The organism is Pseudoclavibacter sp. JAI123, from assembly GCF_013409665.1.
GTDB lineage: Bacteria > Actinomycetota > Actinomycetes > Actinomycetales > Microbacteriaceae > Pseudoclavibacter.
This window is the reverse complement of sequence record NZ_JACCCM010000002.1, coordinates 93,076-116,693: the sequence shown is the minus strand read 5'-3', so window position 1 is coordinate 116,693 and position 23,618 is coordinate 93,076. Positions and strand designations below refer to the sequence as shown.

22 protein-coding genes are annotated in these 23,618 nt (G+C 69.8%); 17 read left to right on the top strand and 5 right to left on the bottom strand.

Features of this window, described 5'->3' with window-relative positions; genetic code table 11:
• The first annotated feature begins 146 nt into the window (after positions 1 to 146).
• Together HDC34_RS12765 and HDC34_RS12760 are read left to right on the top strand one after the other, a co-directional pair.
• Positions 147 to 1,493 carry an MFS transporter gene (locus HDC34_RS12765; protein WP_179557267.1) on the top strand — a complete coding sequence of 449 codons (1,347 nt, stop codon included), beginning with the start codon at positions 147 to 149 and terminating at the stop codon, positions 1,491 to 1,493.
• A gap of 74 nt (positions 1,494 to 1,567) precedes the next feature.
• Positions 1,568 to 2,905, top strand: a complete 1,338-nt coding sequence (locus tag HDC34_RS12760) for an ArgE/DapE family deacylase (RefSeq protein ID WP_179557266.1) — start codon at positions 1,568 to 1,570, stop codon at positions 2,903 to 2,905.
• A 190-nt stretch (positions 2,906 to 3,095) separates the two neighbouring features.
• Here HDC34_RS12760 and HDC34_RS12755 read toward each other — a convergent pair whose 3' ends face one another.
• Positions 3,096 to 3,983, bottom strand: coding sequence for an MBL fold metallo-hydrolase (locus HDC34_RS12755; RefSeq protein WP_179557265.1), 888 nt, complete (start codon positions 3,981 to 3,983; stop codon positions 3,096 to 3,098).
• Positions 3,984 to 4,342: 359 nt separating this feature from the next.
• On the opposite strand from HDC34_RS12755, the gene HDC34_RS12750 reads away from it, so the two are divergent.
• The 9 genes from HDC34_RS12750 (at position 4,343) to HDC34_RS12710 (ending at position 14,991) form a co-directional block, all read left to right on the top strand.
• Entirely contained in the window at positions 4,343 to 5,881 is a 1,539-nt protein-coding gene (locus HDC34_RS12750; RefSeq protein ID WP_179557264.1) for an ABC transporter substrate-binding protein, read from the top strand.
• 115 nt (positions 5,882 to 5,996) lie between these two features.
• Positions 5,997 to 6,938 (top strand): ABC transporter permease, encoded by a 942-nt coding sequence (locus HDC34_RS12745; protein ID WP_179557263.1) that lies wholly within the window; start codon positions 5,997 to 5,999, stop codon positions 6,936 to 6,938.
• Positions 6,935 to 8,929: a dipeptide/oligopeptide/nickel ABC transporter permease/ATP-binding protein gene (locus HDC34_RS12740; protein WP_179557262.1), complete on the top strand. Its 1,995-nt coding sequence runs from the start codon at positions 6,935 to 6,937 to the stop codon at positions 8,927 to 8,929. The genes HDC34_RS12745 and HDC34_RS12740 overlap by 4 nt, the downstream gene beginning before the upstream one ends.
• A complete protein-coding gene (locus tag HDC34_RS12735) occupies positions 8,926 to 10,011 on the top strand; it encodes an ATP-binding cassette domain-containing protein (RefSeq protein WP_179557261.1) in 1,086 nt (361 codons plus the stop codon). Before HDC34_RS12740 ends, HDC34_RS12735 begins: the two co-directional genes overlap by 4 nt.
• Before the next feature lie 99 nt (positions 10,012 to 10,110).
• A complete protein-coding gene (locus tag HDC34_RS12730; RefSeq protein WP_179557260.1) occupies positions 10,111 to 10,857 on the top strand; it encodes an arylmalonate decarboxylase in 747 nt (248 codons plus the stop codon).
• Positions 10,858 to 10,886: 29 nt separating this feature from the next.
• Positions 10,887 to 12,077 carry an NAD(P)/FAD-dependent oxidoreductase gene (locus HDC34_RS12725; protein WP_179557259.1) on the top strand — a complete coding sequence of 397 codons (1,191 nt, stop codon included), beginning with the start codon at positions 10,887 to 10,889 and terminating at the stop codon, positions 12,075 to 12,077.
• The gene (locus HDC34_RS12720; RefSeq protein WP_179557258.1) at positions 12,074 to 12,787 is read left to right on the top strand and encodes a GntR family transcriptional regulator; all 714 of its coding nucleotides are present in this window, start codon (positions 12,074 to 12,076) and stop codon (positions 12,785 to 12,787) included. Before HDC34_RS12725 ends, HDC34_RS12720 begins: the two co-directional genes overlap by 4 nt.
• 3 nt (positions 12,788 to 12,790) lie before the next feature.
• Positions 12,791 to 14,164, top strand: coding sequence for an MFS transporter (locus HDC34_RS12715; protein ID WP_179557257.1), 1,374 nt, complete (start codon positions 12,791 to 12,793; stop codon positions 14,162 to 14,164).
• Positions 14,165 to 14,259: 95 nt separating this feature from the next.
• Positions 14,260 to 14,991: an isochorismatase family protein gene (locus HDC34_RS12710; RefSeq protein ID WP_179557256.1), complete on the top strand. Its 732-nt coding sequence runs from the start codon at positions 14,260 to 14,262 to the stop codon at positions 14,989 to 14,991.
• A gap of 191 nt (positions 14,992 to 15,182) precedes the next feature.
• Here the strand turns inward: HDC34_RS12710 and HDC34_RS12705 are convergent, their stop codons facing one another.
• Positions 15,183 to 16,010: an SDR family NAD(P)-dependent oxidoreductase gene (locus HDC34_RS12705; protein WP_179557255.1), complete on the bottom strand. Its 828-nt coding sequence runs from the start codon at positions 16,008 to 16,010 to the stop codon at positions 15,183 to 15,185.
• 111 nt (positions 16,011 to 16,121) lie between these two features.
• Here HDC34_RS12705 and HDC34_RS12700 point away from each other — a divergent pair, with 111 nt between their 5' ends.
• Positions 16,122 to 17,603 (top strand): aldehyde dehydrogenase, encoded by a 1,482-nt coding sequence (locus tag HDC34_RS12700; RefSeq protein ID WP_179557254.1) that lies wholly within the window; start codon positions 16,122 to 16,124, stop codon positions 17,601 to 17,603.
• Positions 17,604 to 17,663: 60 nt separating this feature from the next.
• On the opposite strand, the gene HDC34_RS12695 is transcribed toward HDC34_RS12700, so the two are convergent.
• Together HDC34_RS12695 and HDC34_RS12690 are read right to left on the bottom strand one after the other, a co-directional pair.
• Positions 17,664 to 17,990, bottom strand: a complete 327-nt coding sequence (locus HDC34_RS12695) for a hypothetical protein (RefSeq protein WP_179557253.1) — start codon at positions 17,988 to 17,990, stop codon at positions 17,664 to 17,666.
• A gap of 91 nt (positions 17,991 to 18,081) precedes the next feature.
• Complete coding sequence (locus tag HDC34_RS12690) at positions 18,082 to 18,402, bottom strand: hypothetical protein (protein WP_179557252.1); 321 nt, start codon at positions 18,400 to 18,402, stop codon at positions 18,082 to 18,084.
• A gap of 290 nt (positions 18,403 to 18,692) precedes the next feature.
• Here HDC34_RS12690 and HDC34_RS12685 point away from each other — a divergent pair, with 290 nt between their 5' ends.
• From HDC34_RS12685 to HDC34_RS12675, 3 genes are read left to right on the top strand one after another with little or no spacing between them, the layout of a single operon-like run.
• On the top strand, positions 18,693 to 19,472 hold the full coding sequence (locus HDC34_RS12685) for an SDR family oxidoreductase (protein ID WP_179557251.1): 780 nt from the start codon (positions 18,693 to 18,695) through the stop codon (positions 19,470 to 19,472).
• A gap of 36 nt (positions 19,473 to 19,508) precedes the next feature.
• Entirely contained in the window at positions 19,509 to 19,844 is a 336-nt protein-coding gene (locus tag HDC34_RS12680) for a hypothetical protein (RefSeq protein WP_179557250.1), read from the top strand.
• Positions 19,841 to 20,116: a hypothetical protein gene (locus tag HDC34_RS12675; protein ID WP_104311134.1), complete on the top strand. Its 276-nt coding sequence runs from the start codon at positions 19,841 to 19,843 to the stop codon at positions 20,114 to 20,116. The genes HDC34_RS12680 and HDC34_RS12675 overlap by 4 nt, the downstream gene beginning before the upstream one ends.
• A gap of 23 nt (positions 20,117 to 20,139) precedes the next feature.
• On the opposite strand, the gene HDC34_RS12670 is transcribed toward HDC34_RS12675, so the two are convergent.
• The gene (locus tag HDC34_RS12670) at positions 20,140 to 21,237 is read right to left on the bottom strand and encodes a DUF475 domain-containing protein (protein WP_179557249.1); all 1,098 of its coding nucleotides are present in this window, start codon (positions 21,235 to 21,237) and stop codon (positions 20,140 to 20,142) included.
• A gap of 842 nt (positions 21,238 to 22,079) precedes the next feature.
• On the opposite strand from HDC34_RS12670, the gene HDC34_RS12665 reads away from it, so the two are divergent.
• Both HDC34_RS12665 and HDC34_RS12660 read left to right on the top strand, forming a co-directional pair.
• A complete protein-coding gene (locus HDC34_RS12665) occupies positions 22,080 to 22,280 on the top strand; it encodes a hypothetical protein (RefSeq protein ID WP_179557248.1) in 201 nt (66 codons plus the stop codon).
• A gap of 70 nt (positions 22,281 to 22,350) precedes the next feature.
• The gene (locus tag HDC34_RS12660; RefSeq protein ID WP_308807343.1) at positions 22,351 to 23,541 is read left to right on the top strand and encodes an alpha/beta fold hydrolase; all 1,191 of its coding nucleotides are present in this window, start codon (positions 22,351 to 22,353) and stop codon (positions 23,539 to 23,541) included.
• Positions 23,542 to 23,618: the final 77 nt, after the last annotated feature.

The window sequence follows — 23,618 nt, the reverse complement described above, 5'->3', positions numbered from 1 at the left end:
GATTGTGCATTTGCCCATCCTAGGCGTGCAATCGAGTGGGCCTGGCGATTGCCCGACCCAGCCATGACGGGGTTGCATAGGTACACCAACGTCACCGCAGACGTGCACGTTCACATGCAGGCCTTTCCCCCAACATCGGAGCCACCATGTCCCACGACCCGCAGACCTCGACGCCAAGCGCGCCCGCCAGCCCGCCGAAAGTCAGCCTCAAAGAAGCGCGGCGCATCGCCTTCGCCGCCTTCGTCGGCACCGCCCTCGAGTGGTACGACTACTTCCTCTTCGGCACCGCCGCGGCCCTCGTCTTCAACCGCCTCTTCTTCACCGACCTCAACCCGGCAGGCGCCACCCTCGCCGCCTTCGCGACCTTCGGCGTCGGCTTCGCGGCCCGCCCCATCGGCGCCGTCGTCTTCGGGTGGATCGGCGACCGCTACGGCCGCCGCCCCGCCCTCCTCACCACGATCGTCATGATCGGATGCGCGACCGGCCTCATCGGCGTCCTCCCCGACTACCTCGCCGTCGGCATCGCAGCCCCCGTCATGCTCGCCGTCCTCCGCCTCGTGCAGGGCTTCGCCGTCGGCGGCGAATGGGGCGGCGCGACCACCATCGCCATCGAGCACTCCCCCGAGAAGATGCGCGGCCGCTTCGCCGCCCTCGTGCAGATCGGCTCCCCCGTCGGCACCCTCGTCTCATCCGGCGCCTTCGCCCTCGTCCTCATGATGCCGCCCGAGACCTTCGACGCGTGGGGCTGGCGCCTCCCGTTCCTCCTCGCCTTCCCCCTCCTCGGCATCGCCCTCTACATCCGCCTCAAGGTCGAAGAGTCGCCCGTCTTCCAGGAGCTCGCCGCCGCCGGCGAGCAGGTCAAGGTCCCCGTCGTCGAACTCTTCCGGAAATCCGGACTCCGCCTCCTCGTCGCCGTCGCCGCCGCCATGCTCGGCGTCGGAGGCTTCTACATGATGACGACCTTCGTCGTCTCCTACGGCACCAACGTGCTCGAAGTCGACCGCCAGGTCATGGTCAACGCGACCCTCATCGCCGCCGTCCTCCAGATCGGCGTCACGATCTTCGCCGGCCGCCTCGCCGAGCGCTTCGGCCCCGGCCGCATGACCGTCGTCGGCGGCCTCACCACCGGCATCGCAGCCTTCCCCCTCTTCTGGCTCATCGACACCGAGAGCCCCATCGCCATCATCGCCGCCGTCAGCATCGGCATCGCCCTCATCACCCTCTCCTACGCCGTCACCGGCGCCCTCCTCGCCGAACTCTTCCCACCCCGCCTCCGCTACAGCGGCGTCTCCCTCGGCTACAACCTCGCCGGAGCCATCAGCGGCTTCCTGCCCCTCATCGCCACCGCCCTCATCACGGTCGGCGACGGATCGTCCTGGCCGGCCGTGCTCGTCCTCATCGGCATCTGCGTCATCACCGTCATCGGCGGCGCCTTCGGCGAGCGGATGCGCCTCCGCGACGACATCGTCGAGATCGACGAAGCCGCCTCCTGAGCGCAGACAAACGCTCCCTCCCCACCCCGGGCACAGCTGCCCGGCAGCACCACACGCGAAAGCAGGACACGACCATGACCACGCCAACCACACCCACCGCCAGCCCCAGCACCAGCGCAGCCACCACACCCGCCGGCGCCCTCACCGACGATCAGCGCCAGCGCATCCTCGACGCCGTCGACGCCGCCTTCGACCGCCAGATCGCCTTCACCCAGGAGCTCGTGCGCCACCCGTCGCTGCGCGCCAACGAATCCTCGGCGCAGGACCTCCTGTACGGCGCCATGGCCGGACGCGGCCTCGCCATGGACCGCTGGCAGCTCGACCCCGACGAGCTCGCCGCCCACCCGGGCGCCGGCGCCGTCGAGATCTCCTACGACGGCCTCGAGAACGTCGTCGGCACCTTCGCGCCGCAGGAGGAGCGCGGGAACTCGCTCATCCTCAACGGCCACATCGACGTCGTCCCCGAAGGGCCGGAAAGCCAGTGGGCCCGCTCCCCGTGGGACGCCACCGTGCGCGACGGCTGGCTGTACGGCCGCGGCAGCGGCGACATGAAGGCCGGCCTCGTCGCCAACCTCTACGCCTTCGACGCCGTCCGCGCCGCCGGCCTCACCCCGACCGGGCGCATCCACTTCGAGTCCGTCGTCGAAGAGGAGTGCACGGGCAACGGCTCCCTCTCGGCCCACCTGCGCGGCTACACGGCCGACGCGGTCCTCATCCCGGAACCCGAAGAGGACATGCTGGTGCGCGCCAACACCGGTGTCATCTGGCTGCGCCTCCGCGTCGACGGCAAGCCCACGCACCCCCGCGAGATGCAGACCGGCTTCAACGCCATCGACGCCGCCTACTTCGTCATCGGGGAGCTGCGGAAGCTCGAGGCCGCCTGGAACGCGAAGCAGGGCGAGCACCGCTACTTCGAGGAGCTCGACCACCCCATCAACTTCAACGTCGGCAAGATCCAGGGCGGCGACTGGGGCTCCAGCGTGCCAGCCTGGTGCGAAGTGGATGTGCGCGTCGCCCTCTACCCTGGCATCACCGCCGACTCGGCGTGGGCAGAGATCACGGATGCGCTCGCCGCTGTCACGGCCGACGGCAACGGCAACCCGATCGCCACGACCGCAACGAAGACGGGCTTCTACGCCGAGGGGTACGTGCTCGAAGAAGGCGGGGCCGCCGAGCAGGCGCTCGAGCGCAGCCACAGCGCCGCCTTCGACGGGGCGAAGCTCGAATCGTTTGTCACCCCCGGCTACCTCGACGGGCGCGTCTTCGCGCAGTACGCCGACACCCCCGCCCTCGTCTACGGCCCCATCTCCGAGGCCATCCACGGCTACGACGAGCGCGTCGACCTCGAGTCCGTGCGCCGCATCACGAAGTCCATCGCGCTCTTCATCGCCGAATGGTGCGGGGTCGAGTAGACGCCGCGCTCGAAGCCTGACCTCATCGGCCGTGCGCGCTCCCCACCGCGGGAGCGCGCACGGCCGATTGCATGCAATCCCATCGCCGCGCTGACCGCACCGCACCGCACCGCACCGCACTACTCGTCGCAGCTCGCCGCTACGCGTCATCGCGCGTCGCAGCTCGCCGCAACGCGCATGCAGCGCACCTTCAGTGCGACCCGTCAGCGATCACGAACCCGCCCTCCCCGTCAGCGCCGACATAGAGCAGCTCGCGCGAGGCGACGTGGCCGGCCAGCAGCGGCACCCCCGTCGCCGCACACTCTTCGAGAAGGGCGCGCCGGGTCGCCTCCGCCGTCTCCTTCATCGAGCAGAAGCTCGAGGTGAGCCCCGGGTTCGCGACCTGCAGGACGTGGTGCAGGGCGTCACCCGAGATGATCGCCAGCGTCGCGCCCGACGAAGGGTCGAGGACCCGCACGACCATGTGCCCCGGAGTGTCCCCGGGCGCATGCTCGAGCACGACGCCCGGCGCCGCCACGTGAGGAAGCCCCACCACGTAGGCCTGCTCTGCGGCGAACACCGGCGCGATCGAGTCGACCCAGAAGTCGCCGTTGCGCTCCAGCATGCCCCGCGCGTCCGGGCCCGTGATGAACGTGCGGTCCAGCTCGTTGAAGAGGTAGCGCGCGTTCGGGAACGTCGGCACCCACGCGCCTGCGGCATCGGCCGTCGTGTTCCAGCCGACGTGGTCGCAGTGCAGGTGCGTGTTCACCACGACGTCCACGTCCGCCGGATCCGCGATGGAGGAGACCGCTTCCAGCCAGTTCGTCTGCAGCCCGCTCCACATCTCCCGGCGACGAGGCTTCCCGTTCCCCACACCCGCGTCGACGACGACGACCTTCCCACCGGAGCGCACCACGTAGCTGCTCGAGGCCATAACGAGGCGGTCGCTGCCCGCCTCGTAGTCATCGGGCCCGAGGGCCGCGATCTGGGGCCTGAGAGGGTCGGTACCGAGGAACATCTCCTCGACCGGCAGCATGGCCGACCGGTACTCCTCGACGCGGTAGACCTCGGTGTCACCTGCACTCAGCAGCGGCCGCATGATGCCCTCCTCATGGTCGTCGCCGCGCGGAACCGGGCGGATCGCGCGGGATAGCGGGCCCAGTGGCCCACGTCCACTCTCGGTTGAGGATGTTGCCTGGAGGTTTCATTGCATGCAATGAGTGTTACCAGCGCGTAAATATGCACCTCTGCCGACAAGATTGCATGCAGTTTGGCATTAGCGTCCATTTCACCGGCTCAGCACATAGCCGAATCGGGATCGAACCCAGCTCCCCCAGCAACACCGGCGCCAGCTCTCGACCTCTCACCTCGACAGCAGCCCGATCCCCAGCACACTCCTCCCCAGCTCACATCGCTCCAGCCCAGCACCTCACCTCTCAGCACTCGGAAAGGACGCCCATGCGTTCCCACAGACTTCGCGTCGGCACCGCCGTCGCCATGCTCGGCGTCACGACGCTCGCCGTCACCGCCTGCTCCACCGGCTCATCCTCGGCCTCCGAAGACACCGCGTTCGCGGTGAACATCGCCGCCCTCGAGGGCGCCCCGACCTTCGACCCGGCCGCCAACATGCGCGGCTCCGCCTTCAACTACGCGGCCGCCGCCTACGAGAGCCTCGTCACGAGCGACGCCGAGGGTGCCCTCCAGCCGGGCGTCGCGACAGCCTGGGAGTACACGAGCCCAACCGAGCTCACGATGGATTTCCGCCTCGACAGCGTCTTCGAGGACGGCACACCGATGACGGTCGAGCTCATCAAGGCCAACCTGGAGCGCTACCAGGAGACGCCAGGCACCTACCAGGCGCGCCTCAACTCGATCGACTCCATCGAGGTCGTCGACGAGGACTCGCTAAAGTTCACCCTCAACACCCCGGACCAGTCGCTGCCCGAGGCCTTCTCGCTCACCGTCGGCATGATGGTCAGTCAGGCAGCCCTCGACGACCCCTCGCTCCTCCTCACCGACACGTACGGCTCCGGCCCCTGGATCCTCGACACCTACACGGAGGACAGCGAGTACAGCTACATCCGCAACCCCGAGTACGCGGGCCCCATGGACGTGCAGGTCGACGAGCTCAACATGTTCGTCATCACCGACCTCACGGCGCAGCTCAACGCCCTCCTCGCCGGCGACGTCGACATCATCTCCGCCCAGTGGAGCCAGCGAGACCAGGCGGAATCCCAGGGCTTCGCGGCCGCCTCCAACGAGTCCAACGTCGGCGGCCTCATGCTCTTCGACCGCGGCGGCGAGGTCATCCCCGAGCTCGCCGACGTGCGCGTCCGCCAGGCCATCAACTACGCCCTCGACCGGGATGCGATCGGCACCGCCCTCTGGAGCGACTACCAGCGAGGCACCTCCTCCGTCTTCGGCAAGTTCACCTCCGCCTACGACGAGTCGCTCGACGACTACTACGAGTACGACCCGGAGAAGGCGAAGCAGCTCCTCGCCGAGGCCGGATACGCGGACGGGTTCGAGCTGCCCATCCTCAGCCGCACCATGTTCGGCGAGAACAAGCGACTCGAGGCGACCATCCCGTACCTCGAAGCCGTCGGCATCACCGCCACCCTCACCGACCGCACCAACGACTACTTCGACGCCATCAGCAACAAGGAGTTCGGCGCCTCGCAGGGCCAGCAGAACGGCGGCATCGACTCCTACGTGAACAGCATGAACATGCTCGCCCCGAACGCCCAGCTCAACCCCTTCGGCACCGACGACCCCGAGTTGACCGCCCTCATCGACGACGCTTCCAGTGAGCTCGACGCCGACGCGGCCGCCACCAAGTGGCAGGCGGTCAACAAATGGGTCGTCGAGAACGCCTGGTTCGCCCCGGTCGCGTTCTACCACACGCACACGGTCTGGGATGCGGAGAAGCTCGGCGGCGTCGAGCTCGCCGCCGGCCAGGTCTTCCCGCTCCCCTTCAGCTGGACGCCCGCCGAGTAGCTCTCCCCGCCGGCTGACGCTGGCCGCAGCCCCGGATGCGCGGGGAGGCTCCCCTCCCCGCGCATCCGCCAAGCACGCTCACCACAGCACCCGCTTCAACCCGAAAGGAGCACACGTGGCCCTCTACATCCTTCGACGAGTCGGCATCACCGTGCTCATGGTCTTCCTCGTCGTCTCGGCCGCCTTCTTCCTCGTGGCCCTCATGCCGAACGACGTGACCCAGACCATCCTGGGGCCCGACGCCACCCCGGAGGCCCGAGCGCAGCTGCGCGACGAGATGGGCTTCAACGACCCGGTGCTCGTGAGCTACGTGACCTTCCTCGGCGGCCTCCTCACCGGCGACCTCGGCGTCTCCTACCTCAGCCAGCAGTCGGTGACCGCGCAGGTGCTCGAGCGCCTCCCCGTCACCCTCACCCTCTCCATGGGAGGCATCCTCCTCACCACGGTGCTCGGCATCGTGCTCGGCATCCTCGCCGCGAGCCGAGGCGGCTGGCTCGACACGATCATCCGCGGAGCCGCAGGCGTCATGCAGGCCATCCCGAGCTTCTGGCTCGCCGTGCTGCTCGTGCTCGTCTTCGCCGTGAACCTCAAGCTGTTCCCCTCCTCAGGATGGGAGCCATTCACCGAGGACCCGGCCGAGTTCGTGCGCCGCATCACGCTCCCCCTCATCTCCATCGGCATCGCCGGCACCGCGGCGGTCGCCCGCCAGGCCAGGGTCGCGATGATCGACGTGCAGGGCCGCGACTTCATGCAGACCCTGCGGGCCACGGGCCTCCCCGAGTGGCGCATCGTGTGGTTGCACGGCCTCCGGAACGCGGCCATCCCCGTGCTCACCGTCATCGGCCTCCAGTTCGTGGCCCTCTTCGGCAGCGCGGTCCTCATCGAGCAGGTCTTCGCGCTCCCCGGCGTCGGCAAGCTCGTCGTCGACTCGGTCAACCTCGGCGACATGCCCATCGTGCTCGGCGTCGTCGTCGCCCTCAGCGTCGTCATCCTCGCCATGAACCTCGTCATCGACATCCTCTACGGCATCATCAACCCGAAGGCGAGGCTCGCATGACCCGCGTCCGACGCACCGACACCGCCCTCTCCAGACTCCTCAGCAAGCCGGGAGCCCTTGTCGCCCTGGCGTTCCTCGTCCTCCTCGGCCTCTCGGTGCTCTTCGCCGACCTCGTCGCTCCCCTCGACCCGCTCGCCCAGGACCTCGCCCTCGCACGGCAGATGCCGAGCGCCGAGCACCTCCTCGGCACCGACGACCTCGGGCGCGACGTCTACTCGCGCCTCATCCACGGTGGCGCCGCGACCCTCGGGGGCGCCGTCCTCGCGGCCGTCGTCGCCATGAGCATCGGCATCCCGCTCGGCATGATCGGCGGCTACTTCCGCGGCTTCACCGACACGCTCGTCTCCCGCTTCGCCGACTTCTTCCAGGCCCTCCCCACCATCGTCATCCTCATGGCCGTCATCGGCGCCTTCGGCAACAACACGACGGTCGCCATGGTCACCCTGGGCGTCGCGATGAGCGACGGCTTCGTGCGCCTGGCCCGGGCGACGACCCTGCAGGTGCGGCGCGAGCTGTACGTGGATGCGGCGAACGTCGCCGGCATCGCCCCCGGCCTCATCCTGTTCCGCCACGTGCTCCCGAACATCCGCGGGCCGCTGCTCGTGCAGCTCTCCATCACGATGGGCGCCGCCCTCCTCATCCAAGCCGGCCTCGGCTTCCTCGGCCTCGGCACCCCGCCCCCGGCGCCCAGCTGGGGCGGCATGATCAGCGAGGCCAGCGAGCTCATCTACCTGCACCCGTGGCTGCTCGTGCCGAGCGGCGTCATCATGATCCTCTCGATCCTCTCCTTCAACGTCGTCGGCGACGCGCTCGCCGGAAACCGGCCGGGCACGACCCTCGTGCGCTCCTTCTTCCGGAAGAGGACGTCAGCGCCAGTGGCGGCGAAGCCGGTCGCGGTCGACGACCCACAAGCTGAGGTCGACGACGCCATCGTCTCGGTGCGCGACCTGAGCGTCTCGTTCACCGACAGCAACGGCGAGTTCGCAGTCGTGCAGGGCGTCTCCTTCGAGGTGTCACGCGGCGAGGCGCTCGGCATCGTCGGCGAATCGGGGTGCGGCAAGTCGGTGACCGCGAAGAGCCTGCTCGGCCTCGTCGCCCCAGGCGGTCGCGTCTCGAAGGGCGAGATCCGCGTCGACGGCACCAACATCGTCGGGCAGACCAACAAGCAGCTCCGAGCCGTCCGCGGCTCGAAGATCGCGCTCGTCTCGCAGGAGCCCATGACGGCCCTCGACCCGACCTTCACGATCGGCGCCCAGCTGCGCGAGGCGATCGCCCACCATACGGGCCGGAAGGCCTCCGAGGCACAGGAGCGGGCGCTCGAACTGCTCCGCCTCGTCGGCATGCCCGACCCGCAGCAGGCCGCGGCCAGCTACACCTTCCAGGTCTCCGGCGGCATGGCGCAGCGCGCCGCGATCGCCATGGCCCTGACGGGTGACCCCGAGGTGCTCGTCGCCGACGAGCCCACCACCGCCCTCGACGTGACGGTGCAGGCGGAGATCCTCGACCTCCTCCGGCGCCTCCGCGAGGAGCTCGGCCTCGCCGTCATCCTCGTCACCCACGACCTCGGAGTCGTCGCCGACACGTGCGACCGCGCGATCGTCATGTACGCGGGCCAGGTCATCGAGGAGGCCGACGTCGACACGCTCCTCACCGCCCCCTCCCACCCGTACACGCGGGCCCTCCTCGCGGCCATGCCCGCCAATGCCGTCGCGGGCGTGCCAATGGACGCCATCAGCGGCGCAGTCCCTGCGCCCCGCGACTGGCCGAGCGGCTGCCGCTTCGCCGACCGCTGCACCTTCGCGAACGAGCGGTGCCGCACCTCCCCGGTCGCCCTCACCCTGCTGCGCCCCGGCGCCGGCCAGCAGCGTCCCACCGCGGGCATCCAGCGCTCGGGCATGGCCCGCTGCGTCCGCGTCGAGGAAGTCGCCAAGGCGACCAGCACCGGCTCGGCCCTCCAGAACTCCAGCGCGAACGAGAGGAGCATCGCATGAACGAGGACCTGCTGCGCATCGACAACCTGCAGATGCGGTTCAAGAACCCCCACGACCGCAAGCAGACCGTCCACGCCGTCGACGACGTGAGCTTCACCGTCGCCCCCGGCGAGATCCTCGGCGTCGTCGGCGAATCGGGCTCGGGCAAGTCCACCATCGGGCGCTGCCTCCTCGGCCTCGAGCGGCCGAGCGGCGGGAGCATCCACTTCGGAGGCCGCGACCTCACGAAGCACTCGCTGCTCCGCAACCGCCGCGACATCGCCAAGCAGCTGCAGGTCGTCTTCCAGGACCCGTACAGCTCGCTCAACCCGTTCCGCACGATCGGGCAGACGCTCGCGGAGCCGCTGCAGGCAGCCCTCCGGCTCTCCGACAAGCAGGCGGATGCGCGGGCTCGCGACATGCTCGAGACCGTCGGCCTCCCGAGGGCCGCCGCCGACCGCTTCCCCGGCCAGTTCTCCGGCGGACAGCGGCAGCGCATCGGCATCGCGAGAGCCCTCATCATGCAGCCGCAGCTCGTTGTGCTCGACGAGGCCGTGAGCGCCCTCGACCTGTCGACGCAGGCGCAGATCCTCAACCTGCTCGCAAAGCTCGCGAAGGAACGGGGCCTCGCCTACATCTTCATCGCCCACGACCTGGACGTCGTCAGGTACATCTCCCATCGGACCCTCGTGCTGTACCGCGGCCGGATCATGGAGCAGGGACCCGCCGGCGACGTCCACCGCGCTCCCCTGCACCCCTACACGGCGGCCCTCAACGCGGCGGCCCCCGTCACCGACCCCGTCGAGCAGCGCAAGCGCCGCGCGGCACGCGCCGCGGCAGCCGAGAGCGCGTCCGCGTCCGCAGCCGCTGCTGACACGGGTGACGGCGCCGCCCCAGCCACGCCGGTCGCCGTCCCCGCGACGGGCCAGGTCGGCTGCCCGTTCGCGGCCCGCTGCGCCTTCGCACAGGAGGTCTGCCTCACGAAACGGCCAGCCGACACCCCTGTCGGCGACCGCACCGTCGCCTGCCACATGTACGACGCGACAAGCGGGCACACCCGACTCGGATCCGGCATGCCGGCCACCGAGCTCATCGCGAGTTGACTCCCTCCCCTCTCACCCACATCACGTTGATCAATCCAGCCGCGACGCCCCGCGCCGCAGCCAACCCGAACACGAACACGAACACGAAGGAGCACGTCAATGCCTGACGTCACCGGATACCGCGCGAAGATCGGCGTCATCGTCCCCTCGACCAACACGGTCGTGGAGCACGATGTCAACAAGCTCGCACCGCACGGCATCACGTTCCACTGCGGCCGCATGCACGTCGAGCAGCAGGCGATGGGCGACCACACGACCTTCATGGGGCTGCAGACCCAGATCCGCGGCTCCATGTCGGTTGCCCTCCGCGACGTCATGACCGCGCAGCCCGACCTCATGATGATGGGCATGTCAGCCCCCACCTTCAGCGGCGGGGTCGCAGGCAACGAGGCCTTCCAGAAGGAGGTCAGCGACCAGATCGGCGGCATGCCCGTCACGACCGGGGCATCCGCCTGCCGTGCCGCCCTCGAAGCCCTCGACGTGAAGAAGATCTCCGTCTTCTCCCCGTACCAGCCCGTCGCCGACGAGTGGGTCGACCAGTACTTCACCGAGGCGAACTTCGACGTCGTCAAGGTCACGGGCCTCCGCTGCCCGACGGCCACGTCGATCGCGAGCGTCACCCCCCGCGACCTCGTCAAGGTGCTCGAGGAGATCGACACCCCGGAGACCGAGGCGATCGTGCAGGTCGGCACGAACCTGTCGTTCATCCGCATGGCCGACGAGGCCGAGACCTGGCTCGGGAAGCCCGTCGTCGCCATCAACACCGCCACCGTCTGGCACACCCTACGCCAAGCCGGCTTCACCGACACCGTCGGCGGCTACGGCACCATCATCCGCGAATTCTGACCGCCACAGCGCACCTAAAGGACCACACCATGACTGCTTCCCCCCAGTTCGATGTCATCGTCGTCGGCGGCGGCCCCGTCGGCACCACCACCGCCCTCAAGCTCGCGAAACGGGGCATGACGGTCGCCCTCTTCGAGAAGCGCGAGGCGAGCACGCTCGAGCACCGCGCATCCACGTTCCACCCGCCGACGCTCGAGATGCTCGAGGAGCTCGGGCTCACGCAGCCCCTCATCGAGGCCGGGATCATCGCCCGCTCCTACCAGTTCCGGGATGCGACGATCGGGAAGATCGTCGAGCTCGACTTCGCGGTGCTCGACGACGACACGGCCTACCCGTACCGCGTGCAGGTCGAGCAGAGCCGCCTCACCGCGGCCGCCCAGCAGGTGATCGCCGGCGAGCCCAACGTCACCTCCGCCCTCGGCGCGGAGGTCATCGCGATCCGCGAGAACGACGAGGGCTTCGAGGTGGATGTGCGCGGCGAGGGCGGAGAGGTGACCACGGCGACGAGCACCTACCTCGTCGCGGCGGACGGCTCCCGCTCGATCGTGCGCGAGCACTACGACATCGACTTCTCCGGCCACACCTACCCGGAGCGCTACCTCGTCATCACGACGAGCCTGCCGCTGCACGAGATCCAAGAGGACCTCGCCGTCGTCAACTACGTCGCCGACCCCGAGAACTGGCACGTGCTGCTGCGCAACCCGAGCGGCTGGCGGGTGCTGTTCCCCTGCGACCCCGCCCTCACGACCGAGCAGCAGACCGACCCCGCCTACGTCGTGAGTCAGCTTCGGCGTGTGGTGCCCGAGCTCGACGGATACCCTGTTGTGCACGTCACCGTCTACGAGGTGCACCGCAAGGTCGCGCAGACGTTCCGCAAGGGCAACGTCTTCCTCGTGGGCGACGCGGCACACGTCAACAACCCGTTGGGAGGCATGGGCATGAACAGTGGAATCCACGACGGGCTCCTGCTCGCCGAGCTGCTGCCCGGCTACGCCAACGGCGAGATCTCGAGCGAGTCGCTCGACGACTGGGCCGAGAAGCGCCGCGCCGTCGCCCGCCACTACGTCGGCGAGGAGACGGAAGGCAACTGGAACGCCCTCCGCGACACGAGCGAGGAGCGCCGCGCCGCGAAGCGCGCCGAGTGGGAAGCCCTCGGCCGCGACGAGACCGCCCGCCGCCAGTTCCTCCTCACGTCGTCCATGCTCGCGAGCGTTCGATGATCGAGACCCCGACGCACGCGCTGCTGCCCGAGAGCCTCACGGGCGGCGACCTCGCGTACGCCGAGCTTCGCTCGCGCATCATGAGCGGCGAGTACGCACCGCACACGGTGCTGCGCGCCCAGGCGCTCGCCGCCGAGTTCGGGCTCAGCAGAACCCCCATCCGCGAGGCGCTCCAGCGCCTCGCGGAGGCGGGGCTCGTGGCGTACATCCCCAACAAGGGCGCCACCGTCATCGGCTACACGACCGAGCAGATGGCCGAGACGTACTTCGTGCGCGCGTCCCTCGAGAGCCGCGCCGCCGGCCTCGCCGCCGACCGCATGACGGACGCGGATGCCGAGCTGCTCATCGACCGCATCGAGCGGATGGACCCCCTCGTCCACGCGAGCGACCAGGACGAGATCGTCGAGCTCGGCCGCCTCAACCGCGAGTTCCACGAGCACATCGTCAAGGTGTCCGGCAGCCTCCAGCTGCAGACGCTCCTGCGCAGCGTCAGCCAGGTGCCCATGATGATCCGCAACTACCAGGCGTACGGCGACACGTTCCGCATCCGCTCGAACCACCACCACCGCGACATCCTGACCGCCCTGCAGTCGGGCGACTCCCTGTGGGCCGAGGTCGCGATGCGCTCCCACATCCTTGCCGCGCGCAACGCCGTGCTCCAGGGGCCCGGCACCTCCCTGCACGCTGACAGCTCCCCGCACGAGGACTGACCCATGTCGCGCACCACCGGGCCCACCACGGGGCCCGAGCAGCAGCATGCCCTGATACCCGCGCCAGACGAGACATCTGAGGCGGACGGAGCGGCCGCCTCAGCCTCAGCCTCAGCCTCCGAAGCACCGACCCACGTCTGGCGAACCCGACGCCCCGGCCGCACGGCGACCCTCGCCGGCATCGGAACAACCGTCGTCACCGCGCTCCCCGTCTTCCTCGTCGGCGGCCTGTCCATGCAGCTGCGCGCCAGCACGGGGCTCACCGAGTCGATGCTCGGCATCGTCGTCGCCGCCTACTGGGGCGCCTCCGCGCTGCTCTCGCCCCTCGCCGGCAGCCTCTCGAGCAGGCTCGGCTTCCGCTGGGGCATGGTCATGGCCTCCTCGATCGGCGGCCTCGCCCTCATCGGCATCGCCGCCTACACGCCGACGTGGCAGTGGCTGCTCGTGTGGCTCATCCTGGCCGGCGCGGGGAACTCGCTCGGGCATCCGCCTTCGAACGCCCTCATCGGTGCAGGCGTCTCCACACGGCGACGGGCCCTCGCCTTCGGACTCAAGCAGGGCGCCGTGCCCCTGGCGACCTTCAGCGCGGGCCTCGCCGTCCCCGCCCTCGGCCTCACCGTCGGCTGGCAGTGGACCTTCGCGATCGCGGGCGCGCTCGCCGCCGTCGCCGTGTGCTTCCTCGCCTGGCGGGTGCCGCGCACCAAGCGCGCGCCCCGCATCGCACGCCGACGCCCCGAGCGACTCCCCCGCGACCTGCGCGTCTTCCTGGTCCTCGCGTCGGCCGCGAGCGGCCTGGGCGCCGCGCAGTCAAGCGTCATCGGCGCCTTCACCGTCACTACCGCCATCGGCGTCGGCTACTCGGCAGCCGTCGCGGGCCTGCTCCTCAGCCTCGGCTCGCTGTCGAACATCATCGCCAGGCCGCTCGCCGGCTGGCTCGCCGACCGCGGGATCGGCGGCACGCTCACGACCGTCTCGCTCATGATGCTCTCCGGCGCCGTCGGCCTGACCGGCATGGCCCTCGCCCTCCCCTGGAGCTTCGCCGTCGGCGTCGTGCTCGCGTTCGGCCTCGGCTGGGGATGGAGCGGGCTGCTCCACTACGCCGTCTCCAACGCCGTACCGCGCTTCGCCGCCCAGGCCACGGGGCTCGTGCAGTCCGGCGCGTACATCGGCAGCGCCGCCGGTCCGCTCGCGATGGGATTCGTCTTCGAGTACTTCGGACCGAGCACCGGATGGATCGCCTCAGCCGGAATCGCCCTCGTCGCCGCCACCGCGGCCGCCATCGCCGCCCGCTTCCACCCCAGCCGCCGCCAGGCCCGCGCCGCCGCGCGAGACAGCGCGGCCCGGGTTGGCGCGGCCCGGAACGACGCCGCCCGGTGAACTCGCGCGGCGCTCCGAACCCGCCCGGCAGAACGAACCCTCTCGCCTTCCGCTTCCAACTCAAGCTCCTCCGCAACCCCACGAAGGGAACCACCATGACCACCACCACGCCAACCGCATCCGCCGCCGAGAACCAGGCCGGGGTCCCCGCCGACAATGACGCCGTGTCGGCCAACAACGACGCCGTGTCCGCCGACAATGACTACGCGGCCGCGGGCTTCGGCCAGCGCCTCGGGTTCGGGAAGAGACCCGCCCTCATCGTCATCGACTTCGTGGACGCGTACCTCGTCGAGACGTCGCCGCTCTACGCGGGCGTCGAGGACGAGCTCGCCTCGGCCGCACGCGTGCTGCAGTCGGCGCGCGCCGCCGGCATCCCCGTGCTCTACACGGTCGTCGAACAGGACACGGGGCCAACCGGTGGCGGCGTCTTCGCCCGCAAGGCCGCTGGCCTCGCGACGCTCGCGACCGGCTCCCCGCTCGGTGCCATCGCCGAGCCCCTCACCCCCGCCACGGGAGAGCCGATCCTCTCGAAGAAGTACGCGAGCTCGTTCTTCGGCACCTCCCTCGCCACCGACCTGACCGTCCTCGGCTGCGACAGCGTCATCCTCGTCGGCCTCTCGACCTCGGGATGCGTGCGAGCCACCGCCGTCGACGCGTGCCAGCACGGCTTCATCCCGCTCGTCGTGCGCGACGCGGTCGGCGACCGCCGCGCGGAGCCGCACGAGGCGGCCCTCTTCGACCTCGACGCGAAATATGCCGATGTCGTCAGCGAGCAGGACGTCGTCGACTACCTCGCTGGCCTCGCCGCCGGCCCCGCAGCCAGCTAGAACCCAGCCTCCGCGCCGGCCTTCGCGGCACGCGCCGCAGGAGAGCCCGCTCCGTCAACGTTGTGGCGAAGTGCTCTCGGGGCCACTCCCGACCGCACTTCGCCACAACTCTGTCCGCCGGATGCGGGTGGGTGCGGTCCGCCGGATGCGGGTGGGTGGGCGCGCGCGCGATGCGGAGGCGGGCGGACGCGTCAGCCGGCGACGACGTGCGCGCTGCTCGCGGCGGCGAATGCCTCGTCGGCCGACAGCGTCGGGTCCCAGAGCTTCGCGATGATGCGCGCCCCGGAGACGTTCGCGCTCTCGGGCGAGCAGAGCCAGACCGCCGGTGCGGCCATGACCTCGGGCGACAGGAGGTTCCCGTCGGCGCCCTTCCGGTCCGGGCCAGCGGGCAGCAGCTCGGTGTCGGCCGCCCCGCCCGGCAGCAGAAGGTTGGCCGTGACCCCGGTGCCGGCGAGGTCGGTCGCCCAGGAGCGTGTCATCGCCTCGAGCGCCGCCTTCGACGGGCCGTACGGGGCGTAACCGGGGCGTACCATCGTCTGCGCACTCGTCGACACGTTGACGATCCGTCCGTCGCCCTGCGCCAGGAAGCGCGGCATGACGGCCTGCGACATGACAAACGGCCCGTTGACGTTGGTCTCGATGATCTGCGCCCACGTCGCCGGGGGCACGTCCCAGAAGTGCACGGGGTCGGTCGTGAAGGTCTCGCTCACGAGCCGCATTCCGCGCCCCGCGTTGTTGACCAGCGCGTGCACGCCCCCGAAGCGCTCGGCGGTCGCGTCGACCACCTCTCTCGCCCGGTTCGGGTCGCCGACATCGGCGATGAGCGGCAGCAGCAGCTCGGCGCCGCCGGGAAGCTTCGCCGCGTCAGCCACCACCTCGTCGAGGGCAGCGGATGTCCCGCTCGCGGTGATCGTGACGGCGTAGCCCTCGGCTCGCAGCGCGAGGGCCATGACGCGGCCGAGGCCGCGCGACCCTCCCGTGACGATGGCGACTCTGACGGTGGTGGTGTGTGCATCCATGCATCAAGATTGCGTGCAATGTGTGCCGCAATAACCCCGAACCGGCAATTTTTCACACGATCGCAACATGGATTGCATGCGATGTACGCAATCGGAGCCGATCATGGTCACATGCATCTCGACTCCTTCATCAACGGGCGCCGCATCGGCTCCCCCGCCGCGATCGACGTCATCAGCCCCATCGACGGGTACACGGTCGTCGGGTCTGTGGCGATGGCGAGCGCCGACCAGGTGCGCGATGCCCTCTCAGCGGCACGCGACGCCGGTGCCTCGTGGGCGCAGGTCCCTGCGACCGACCGCGCACGTCAGCTCATCGACGCGATCGAGGACGCGGCGGCGATCCCCGACCACTCCGGGCAGCTCATCGCGAGCGAGATGGGCAAGCCGGCGCAGGATGCGGACGGGGAGTTCCAGTTCGCGCGACGGCTCGCCGCGTTCTGCGCCGCGAACATCGAGGCGATCTGCGCAGACCAGGTCATCGACGACGACGAGGGAACGCTCCTGCGCATCGTCGAGCCGATGGGCGTGGTCGCCGCGATCACGCCGTGGAACGCACCGGTCATCCTCGCCGCCCTCAAGGTCATCCCGGCCCTCATGACGGGCAACACGATGGTGCTCAAGCCCTCGCCGCTCGCGCCGCTCGCCGTGACGGCCTTCTACTCGGCGATCGCCGCCCGCCTCCCCGATGGGGTCCTCAACCTCGTGAACGGCCAGGGCGAGACGGGGAGCGCCCTCGTGGAGAGCGCCGACGTCGACCTCATCTCCTTCACGGGCGGCCCCGCCGCGGCTCGTGCGATCGGCGCGGCGGCCTCGCGGACCATCCGCCCCACGGTCATGGAGCTCGGCGGCAACGACGCCGCGATCCTGCTCGACGACGCCGACTGGGGGCCCGAGCTGGCCGAGCGGGTCGTGTTCGGCGCGATGCTCACGAGCGGGCAGGTGTGCATGGCGATCAAGCGCGTGTACGTGCCGCGCGAGCGCCACGACCAGTTCGTCGTCGACCTCGTCGCGGCGGCCGAGCGGGTCCTCCGCATCGGCGACCCCAGGCTTGAAGGCGTCACCATGGGCCCCGTCATCAGCGCCGAAGCGCGCACGCGCCTCGAGGCACTGCGGCAGCGGTCGGTGGATGCGGGCGGCACGGTCACCGAGCTGGGCTCACTCGACGAGTCGGTCACCCCGGGCGGCCACTGGGTGCGGCCGACGATCGTCACCGGGCTCAGCGACGCCGACGAGCTGGTGCGTGAGGAGCAGTTCGGTCCGATCCTGCCGATCCTTGCCTACGACACCGTCGATGAGGCCATCGAGCGCGCGAACGGCGTCGAGCACGGACTCGCGTCGTCGGTGTGGAGCGTCGACATCCCGCGAGCGCAGGCCGTCGCGCGGCGACTGCGTGCGGGCTTCACGTTCATCAACTGCGCCAACCGGGCCGGCGTCTCGCTGCGAGCCCCCATGGGCGGTCGCGGAGTGAGCGGCCACGGCCGCGAGTTCGGGGACCTCGGGTTGTCGGAGTACGTGCAGAGCCACAGCATCAACTACCCGGCGACGGCACGCGTCGGCGCGGCGATGGCCGCGAACCGCTACCCGGGAGCCTGACCGGCACGCGACGGGCCGGGGCGGCAGCCGGGGCAGGCGTGGCGAGCGGCGCAGGGCGGGTCAGCGCGTGCCGGCCCCGTGCATCCACTCGTCGCCGTTGCCGCTCAGGGAGTCCTGCACCGCTTCCTCGGCGTCGGCGAGCGCCCGTTCGGCGGCGTCCAGCTCGAGCTTCGTGGCCCGCTCCGCCTCGAGGCGCTCACGGTCAGCCGCCTGACGTTCGGCGCGATCGCGCAGCGACAGCGACTGCGAGTCCGGCTGCTGCAGGTCCTCGCTGCGCAGGGCAGCGAGCCGCGAGCGCAGCTCCCGAGTGCGCAGGTACGCCTCGCGGACGCGGAGCATCAGATCGGGTTCCGACTGCTGGCCTGCTTCGTCTGCGCGCGCGTTCACAGGACAGAGCCTAGGACGTTCCGACGTCGCGGGCGAACACGGAGCACCACCGGGGTCCGCGGCTGGGGCAGAACGATTCGCTGCCGGCGACTCAGGCCGCGAGGGAACTCGTGCTGACGGGCTCCGGGCAGATGCGCATGCCAGCCGGCGAGCTGGCCGAGCTGATGATCGCGCGCACCCATGCGTCGTTGATGGCGGGCATCCGCCCCCCGACGAACCGGAAGCGCAGGTCGGTGGCCGGGCTGATCCACAGCGTCTCGCGGCCGCTGCCCTGCCCAGCGGGGCGCGAGATCGAGAAAGCGACGCTCTGCCCGGCCCGCAGCAGACTCAGCACGGCGATCTTCAGGTGCGCGAGCGGACGGTCGTCGATCTCGAGCTCGTGGCTCTGGCTGCCGTAGTACATGAAACCCATGGGGCCGCCTTCGACTGATGAGGAACCAAGGCGACGGATCCGTCTCGACCGCTCGGTGTGCGCCCCGAACCAGTGAAGGAGGGGCTGGGAAACCGAAGTCCTTCGAGTGTTGCACGCCGCCCGCGCAATGCCTATACTTCCGCCGATTCCCACATCACCGCTGGCTCAGTTCGAGCCGCAGTGCTGCCGACGCCGCGGGCGAGATGTCCGATTCGCCTCCGTCGGAATCGACGCTCCGAGCTGCTGACTGCTCGTCGCCTCGGAGCAAGCGCATCTCGTACGGTGGATGCATGACCGAAGGGACACCGCGACGCGTCGCGCTCATCACGGGCGTGGGCCGCCGGCGCTCGATCGGGGCCGCGCTTGCGGTTGGCCTGGCTCGCGACGGCTGGGACCTGGCGCTCACCTACTGGCAGCCGTACGACGACCGCGTAGGGCTCGAACGCTCCGGCGATGACCCGCGGGCCGTGGCGGAGCTGTGCCGTGATCTCGGCGCGTCCGTCGAGCTCGTCGAGGGGGACCTGAGCGACCCGAGCATCCCAGCCCGACTCGTCGAGGAGGCGCGGACCCTCGGCCCCCTCGCCGGGCTCGTGCTGTCGCACGCAGAATCCGTCGACAGCTCCATCCTCACCACGGACCTCCAGAGCTGGGATCGCCACTTCGCGGTCAACGCCCGCGCGACGTGGCTGCTGATCAAGGCGTTCGCGGAACAGCTGCCCGCGGTGCCCGACCCCGGAACCGCTCGCGCCAGCATCGTCGCCCTCACGAGCGACCACACGGTGGACAACCTGCCGTACGGGGCCAGCAAGGGCGCGCTCGACCGCATCGTCACGGCTGCCGCCGTCGAGCTCGCCGACCGCGGCGTCAGGGCCAACGTCATCAACCCTGGCCCCATCGACACGGGCTGGATGGACGACGCGACCCGGTCGTGGTGCACCGACGCGACCCCGGCGGGTCGCCTCGGCACTGCCGAGGACACCGCCAACCTCGTGCGCTTCCTCTTCTCGCCTGCGGGCGCCTGGATCAACGGCCAGGTGCTCTCCAGCAACGGCGGGTTCACGGTCGGGTAGACCGCATCCGCAACGCGCATGCGTTAGACATGACGCATGACTCCTGATGAGCCTCGCCGGACGATCCGCATGTGGATTCTCGCGAGCGTGATCGCCCTCGTGTTGGCGGCACTCGCGACGTGGCTGCTCTTCCCGGTCTCGCTGGACACGTACTGCGGTCGAACCGGGTTCGGCCCTCTGAACTGCGGCGACGTGAGCTACTCCGCAACTGGAGCGCCGACGAGCTTCGCTCTCTGGATGCGGGGAGCAGGCGCAGCCATCGCGACGCCGCTCGCCGTTGTGGTGGTCACCAGCTTCGTTCGGAAGCAGCGCGCCATGCGCGCCGAGCACGCCCCAGTCCCACCGGCGAATGAGGGAGCCCAGAGCACATGACACCTCCGTTCCTCCGCCCACGATCGACCGCGCGCATCTGGCTCTGGACGGCCGTCATCGTGGTCCTGATCTCGCTCGTCCTGGCGCCGACACACGACTACACGATCTGCGTCGACAACTACACCGACACCTCCCTCTCCTACTGCGAGAGCTACCCGCTGTCCCTTGCCGGCAACCGGACCCACGTGTGGGTCTGGCTCGCCGCAGTGGCCGTGACGGCGCTCACCGGCTGGCTCCTCGCTCGGCGCCAGAAGGCGCGCGACCCGCGATAGGCGCAGCGTGAATCGCTCCGGCGTCACCGCACTTCCGCGCGCGACCTCGCCTCGACACCCTGCCGCTGCCCAGCGCGCCGCACCCGCTTCGCCCGGAGCCGGGCCCGCGGCCGCAGCGAGCTCACGAACGCCGCGAGGATGACCGCCGACCCCACCCATGCGGCGACGGCTCCCGGAATGGGCACGACGAGGCTCGTCCACAGCAGCACGCTGAGCAGTCCGAGCACGTACGCGGCCCCCGCCTTGAGGTGCCGGAGCTTGGAGAGCCCGTCCGCCGAGACGACGCCGGACGTGAGACCCGCGAGGAACACCGCCCCGATGAGCACCGCCGTGCCAGCGACCATCGCCTGCACGGCGGGCACCGGCACGATCGTCACCGACTGCAGCGTCGAGACGCCGTCGGGGATCTCGAAGACAAGGAAGATCACGAGCGCCCGCTCGACGATGACGGTCGACGCGTGCGCGTGCAGGCGGAAGGCGCCGGTGCCGCCGCGGGCCCACTTCGAGACGCCCTTCGACAGCGCGTAGGCGAGCCCGCCCACGGCGCTCCAGGCGAGCACGTGCAGCCGGTCGGCCGGCTCGACGAGGGCTGCGACGAGCAGGGCACCGGCGGCGGCCGTCGCCCACGACCAGGCCCACGGATGCTGCACTCGCGCGAGCGACGCCTCCGCGGCCCCCATCCACGGTCGCCTGGTGAGCCGGTCAGTGTTGAAGAGGTACTCGGCGAACACGAGCCACACGAACACCGCCCCGAACGCGGCGATCGCAGGGCGCACCTCGAGGAGGTCGGCCGCGAACTCGCTCGGCTCGACCACCGCCTCCACCATCGCCCCGCCCGCGTCGCCCTCGTCGGTCGCGACCGCCAGCGGAGGCAGCAGCAGCCGCACGGTCACGACGCCGATCACCAGCCCCAGCGAGAGGAAGAGCTGCCGTGCGCGGGAGTCGATGCGCGACGCGACGCCCGCCATCGGCACCGACGAGTCCGCCGCCATCGCGATCTCGAGCGTCACCAGGAGAACCAGCGCCAGCGCTACCTGCGGGCCGAGTGCGACCCCCGCGACGACCGCCGCGACCGCGGTGAGCAGGGCGGGAACGATCACGATCTGTCGGAGTGCGCGCATCCGGGGTTCCTCTCGTCGCTGTTCGTCGAGCGGAGCCCCATCGCACCAGGACGCCCAGACGAACAGACGAAGGTGAACGCACGCTGGCTGTCTGCGTCAGACAACTTCCGGGGCCGCAGCGCCACTCACGATTCGCGCAACGTGAGCCTGGGACTCGTGCGAAAGCGTGGTACACGGGTCGATGAGGTAGACCGTGTCCGTCCTCCTCAAAGGCACATACTCCGAGCACAGTGCAGAATTCCGACGATCGAGTCGACGCGGAAGACGCCCCCGGCGCCTCTGAGCGCTCCTCGCGCCCCAGGATGCGATGATTCCCACCGTTTTCCCCGCATGTCCGGATAATTGAAAGCACAAACACCTCGTACTGAAAGAATCGTTGCACAATCTGCCCGCCCAACTCATAATTGAGATCATGAATCGTTTCGTCGAAAAGATGCTATGAGTATTGCAAACGACGCTGAAGCAAGAAAAGCTCTCGATGAGATCGGCGAGATGCAACGGTCTGTGGAAGACCGAACCGTTACACCAGATTCCGTAGCAGGAGCAATGATCGAGCGACTAGACGGGGTCGTGTCCCTCTACAGCGACAGTTCAACTCTCTATGAAGCCCTAGTTGAACCCATCACACTCTGGGCTGCCTCCTCACTTGGCCCGCGATTCATCATGGACCCCGAGTCGGCGGATGGCAGACGCGCTAGAGAATTATTCGACGAGATTGGCGCTTTCCACGAGCGCAACCTGCACCGCAAAAGGGAGTAACGGAGCCCATAAGTAACTTGGGAGAGACTCCAGCACTTCAGAAATCAACGCAACCACAAATTCCCAATTGAGAGGACACAGCCATGACCGATCCCCGCCGCGCGCAGCAACTGAGGACAGCGATCAACGACCTCGAGGCCACAATTCGCGGAGAGAAGGGGAAAGTTGCTGATCTCCGCGCCATGGGCCGATCGGACGTGGAGTCCACCATTCGAAACCTCCTGCTGGATATTCGACACAACGAAGAGCAGATCAAACAGCTTCGCATTGAACTAAATGCCTAAGCGAAGTTGATCTCCATGCAAGCGCGGAGATGAACTCAAGAGTCGCGGCTCTCCCTGCTAGCTTGAGCGCGTGGCCTCGCAGATCCCCCCGCAGCTCGCCGACCGGCACACGCATCTCCTGCGCCGCCCGGCCACCGAGAGCACGCCGGAGTTCGACCTGAGCTACGCGCGCACCGGGCCCCGAGCATCCACCCCCGTCGTCGTGATCCCGGGCGGCCCCGGCCTCGGGTCGCTCCTCCCCTACCTCGGCTTCCGCCGGCGCGCAGCCCAAGGTGGGCTCGACGTGATCATGGTCGAGCACCGCGGCGTCGGCTTCTCGCGCGCCGACCTGCGCGGCCGCGACCTGCCGGCGTCGGCGATGCGCATCAGCGACGTCATCGACGACATCGCCGCCGTGCTCGACCACGAGGGCATCGGCCAAGCGCATATCGTCGGCGCTTCCTACGGCACGTACCTCGCCTCGGCGTTCGGGGCCCGCTACCCGGAACGCGTCGCCGGCATGCTGCTCGACTCAGCCCTCCAGTCGGCCGAGTCGCTCAACCTGGAGCGCCACACCGTGCGCGAGCTGTTCTGGCGCGGCGACACCGCCACCGCCGAGGCCGTGCACGCGCTCATCGACCAGGGCGTCGACTCGCGCATCCTGCTCGACGTGGCCAGGGCCGCGTACGAGCTCGGCGGCGACGAGCTGCTCCTCCCCGTGCTGCGGCAGCGCGCCAACCACGCCCACACGGCCGCCTGGAGCGCCCTGCAGCTCTACGCGACCCGCGACCGCTCGATCGTGCGGTTCCCCGGCATCTACGAGTTCGACCTCGCAGGCGTCATCGGCTTCCGCGAACTCGGCTACGGCGGCACCCCGGACGGACTCCCCCTCGACCCCGCCCTCACCTACTCCGAGATCGCCGACCTCTTCCCCGCCTTCGCGGGCGAACCCTTCGACCTCGCCGCCGAGACGCCGAAGTTCACGTGGCCGCTCGTGCTGCTCGTCGGCACACGCGACCTGCGCACCCCTCCGCCCATCGCCCGCGCCGTTGCGGCGACGGCCCAGGATGCGGTGCTCGTGCACATCGAGAACGGCCACTCCGCCCTCGAATCGCACCCGCTCGCACTGCTCAACGCGATCCGCGCGCTCGTGCGGGACCGGGAGCACGCGCTGCCCGGAGCCGCGGCTGCGATCAACCGGCTGCCGCGCCGGGGACTCGCCGCGCGCATCCCGGAGCTGCTCGGGGCTGCCACCCTCGTCGAGAGCACGGTTCGGCCGTAGGGGACGCGCGCGGGCAATCGCGCGACGAGACCCTCAGGCGAGCGAGGCCGGCCTGCGGGCGAGGCCGCCTTGCGGGC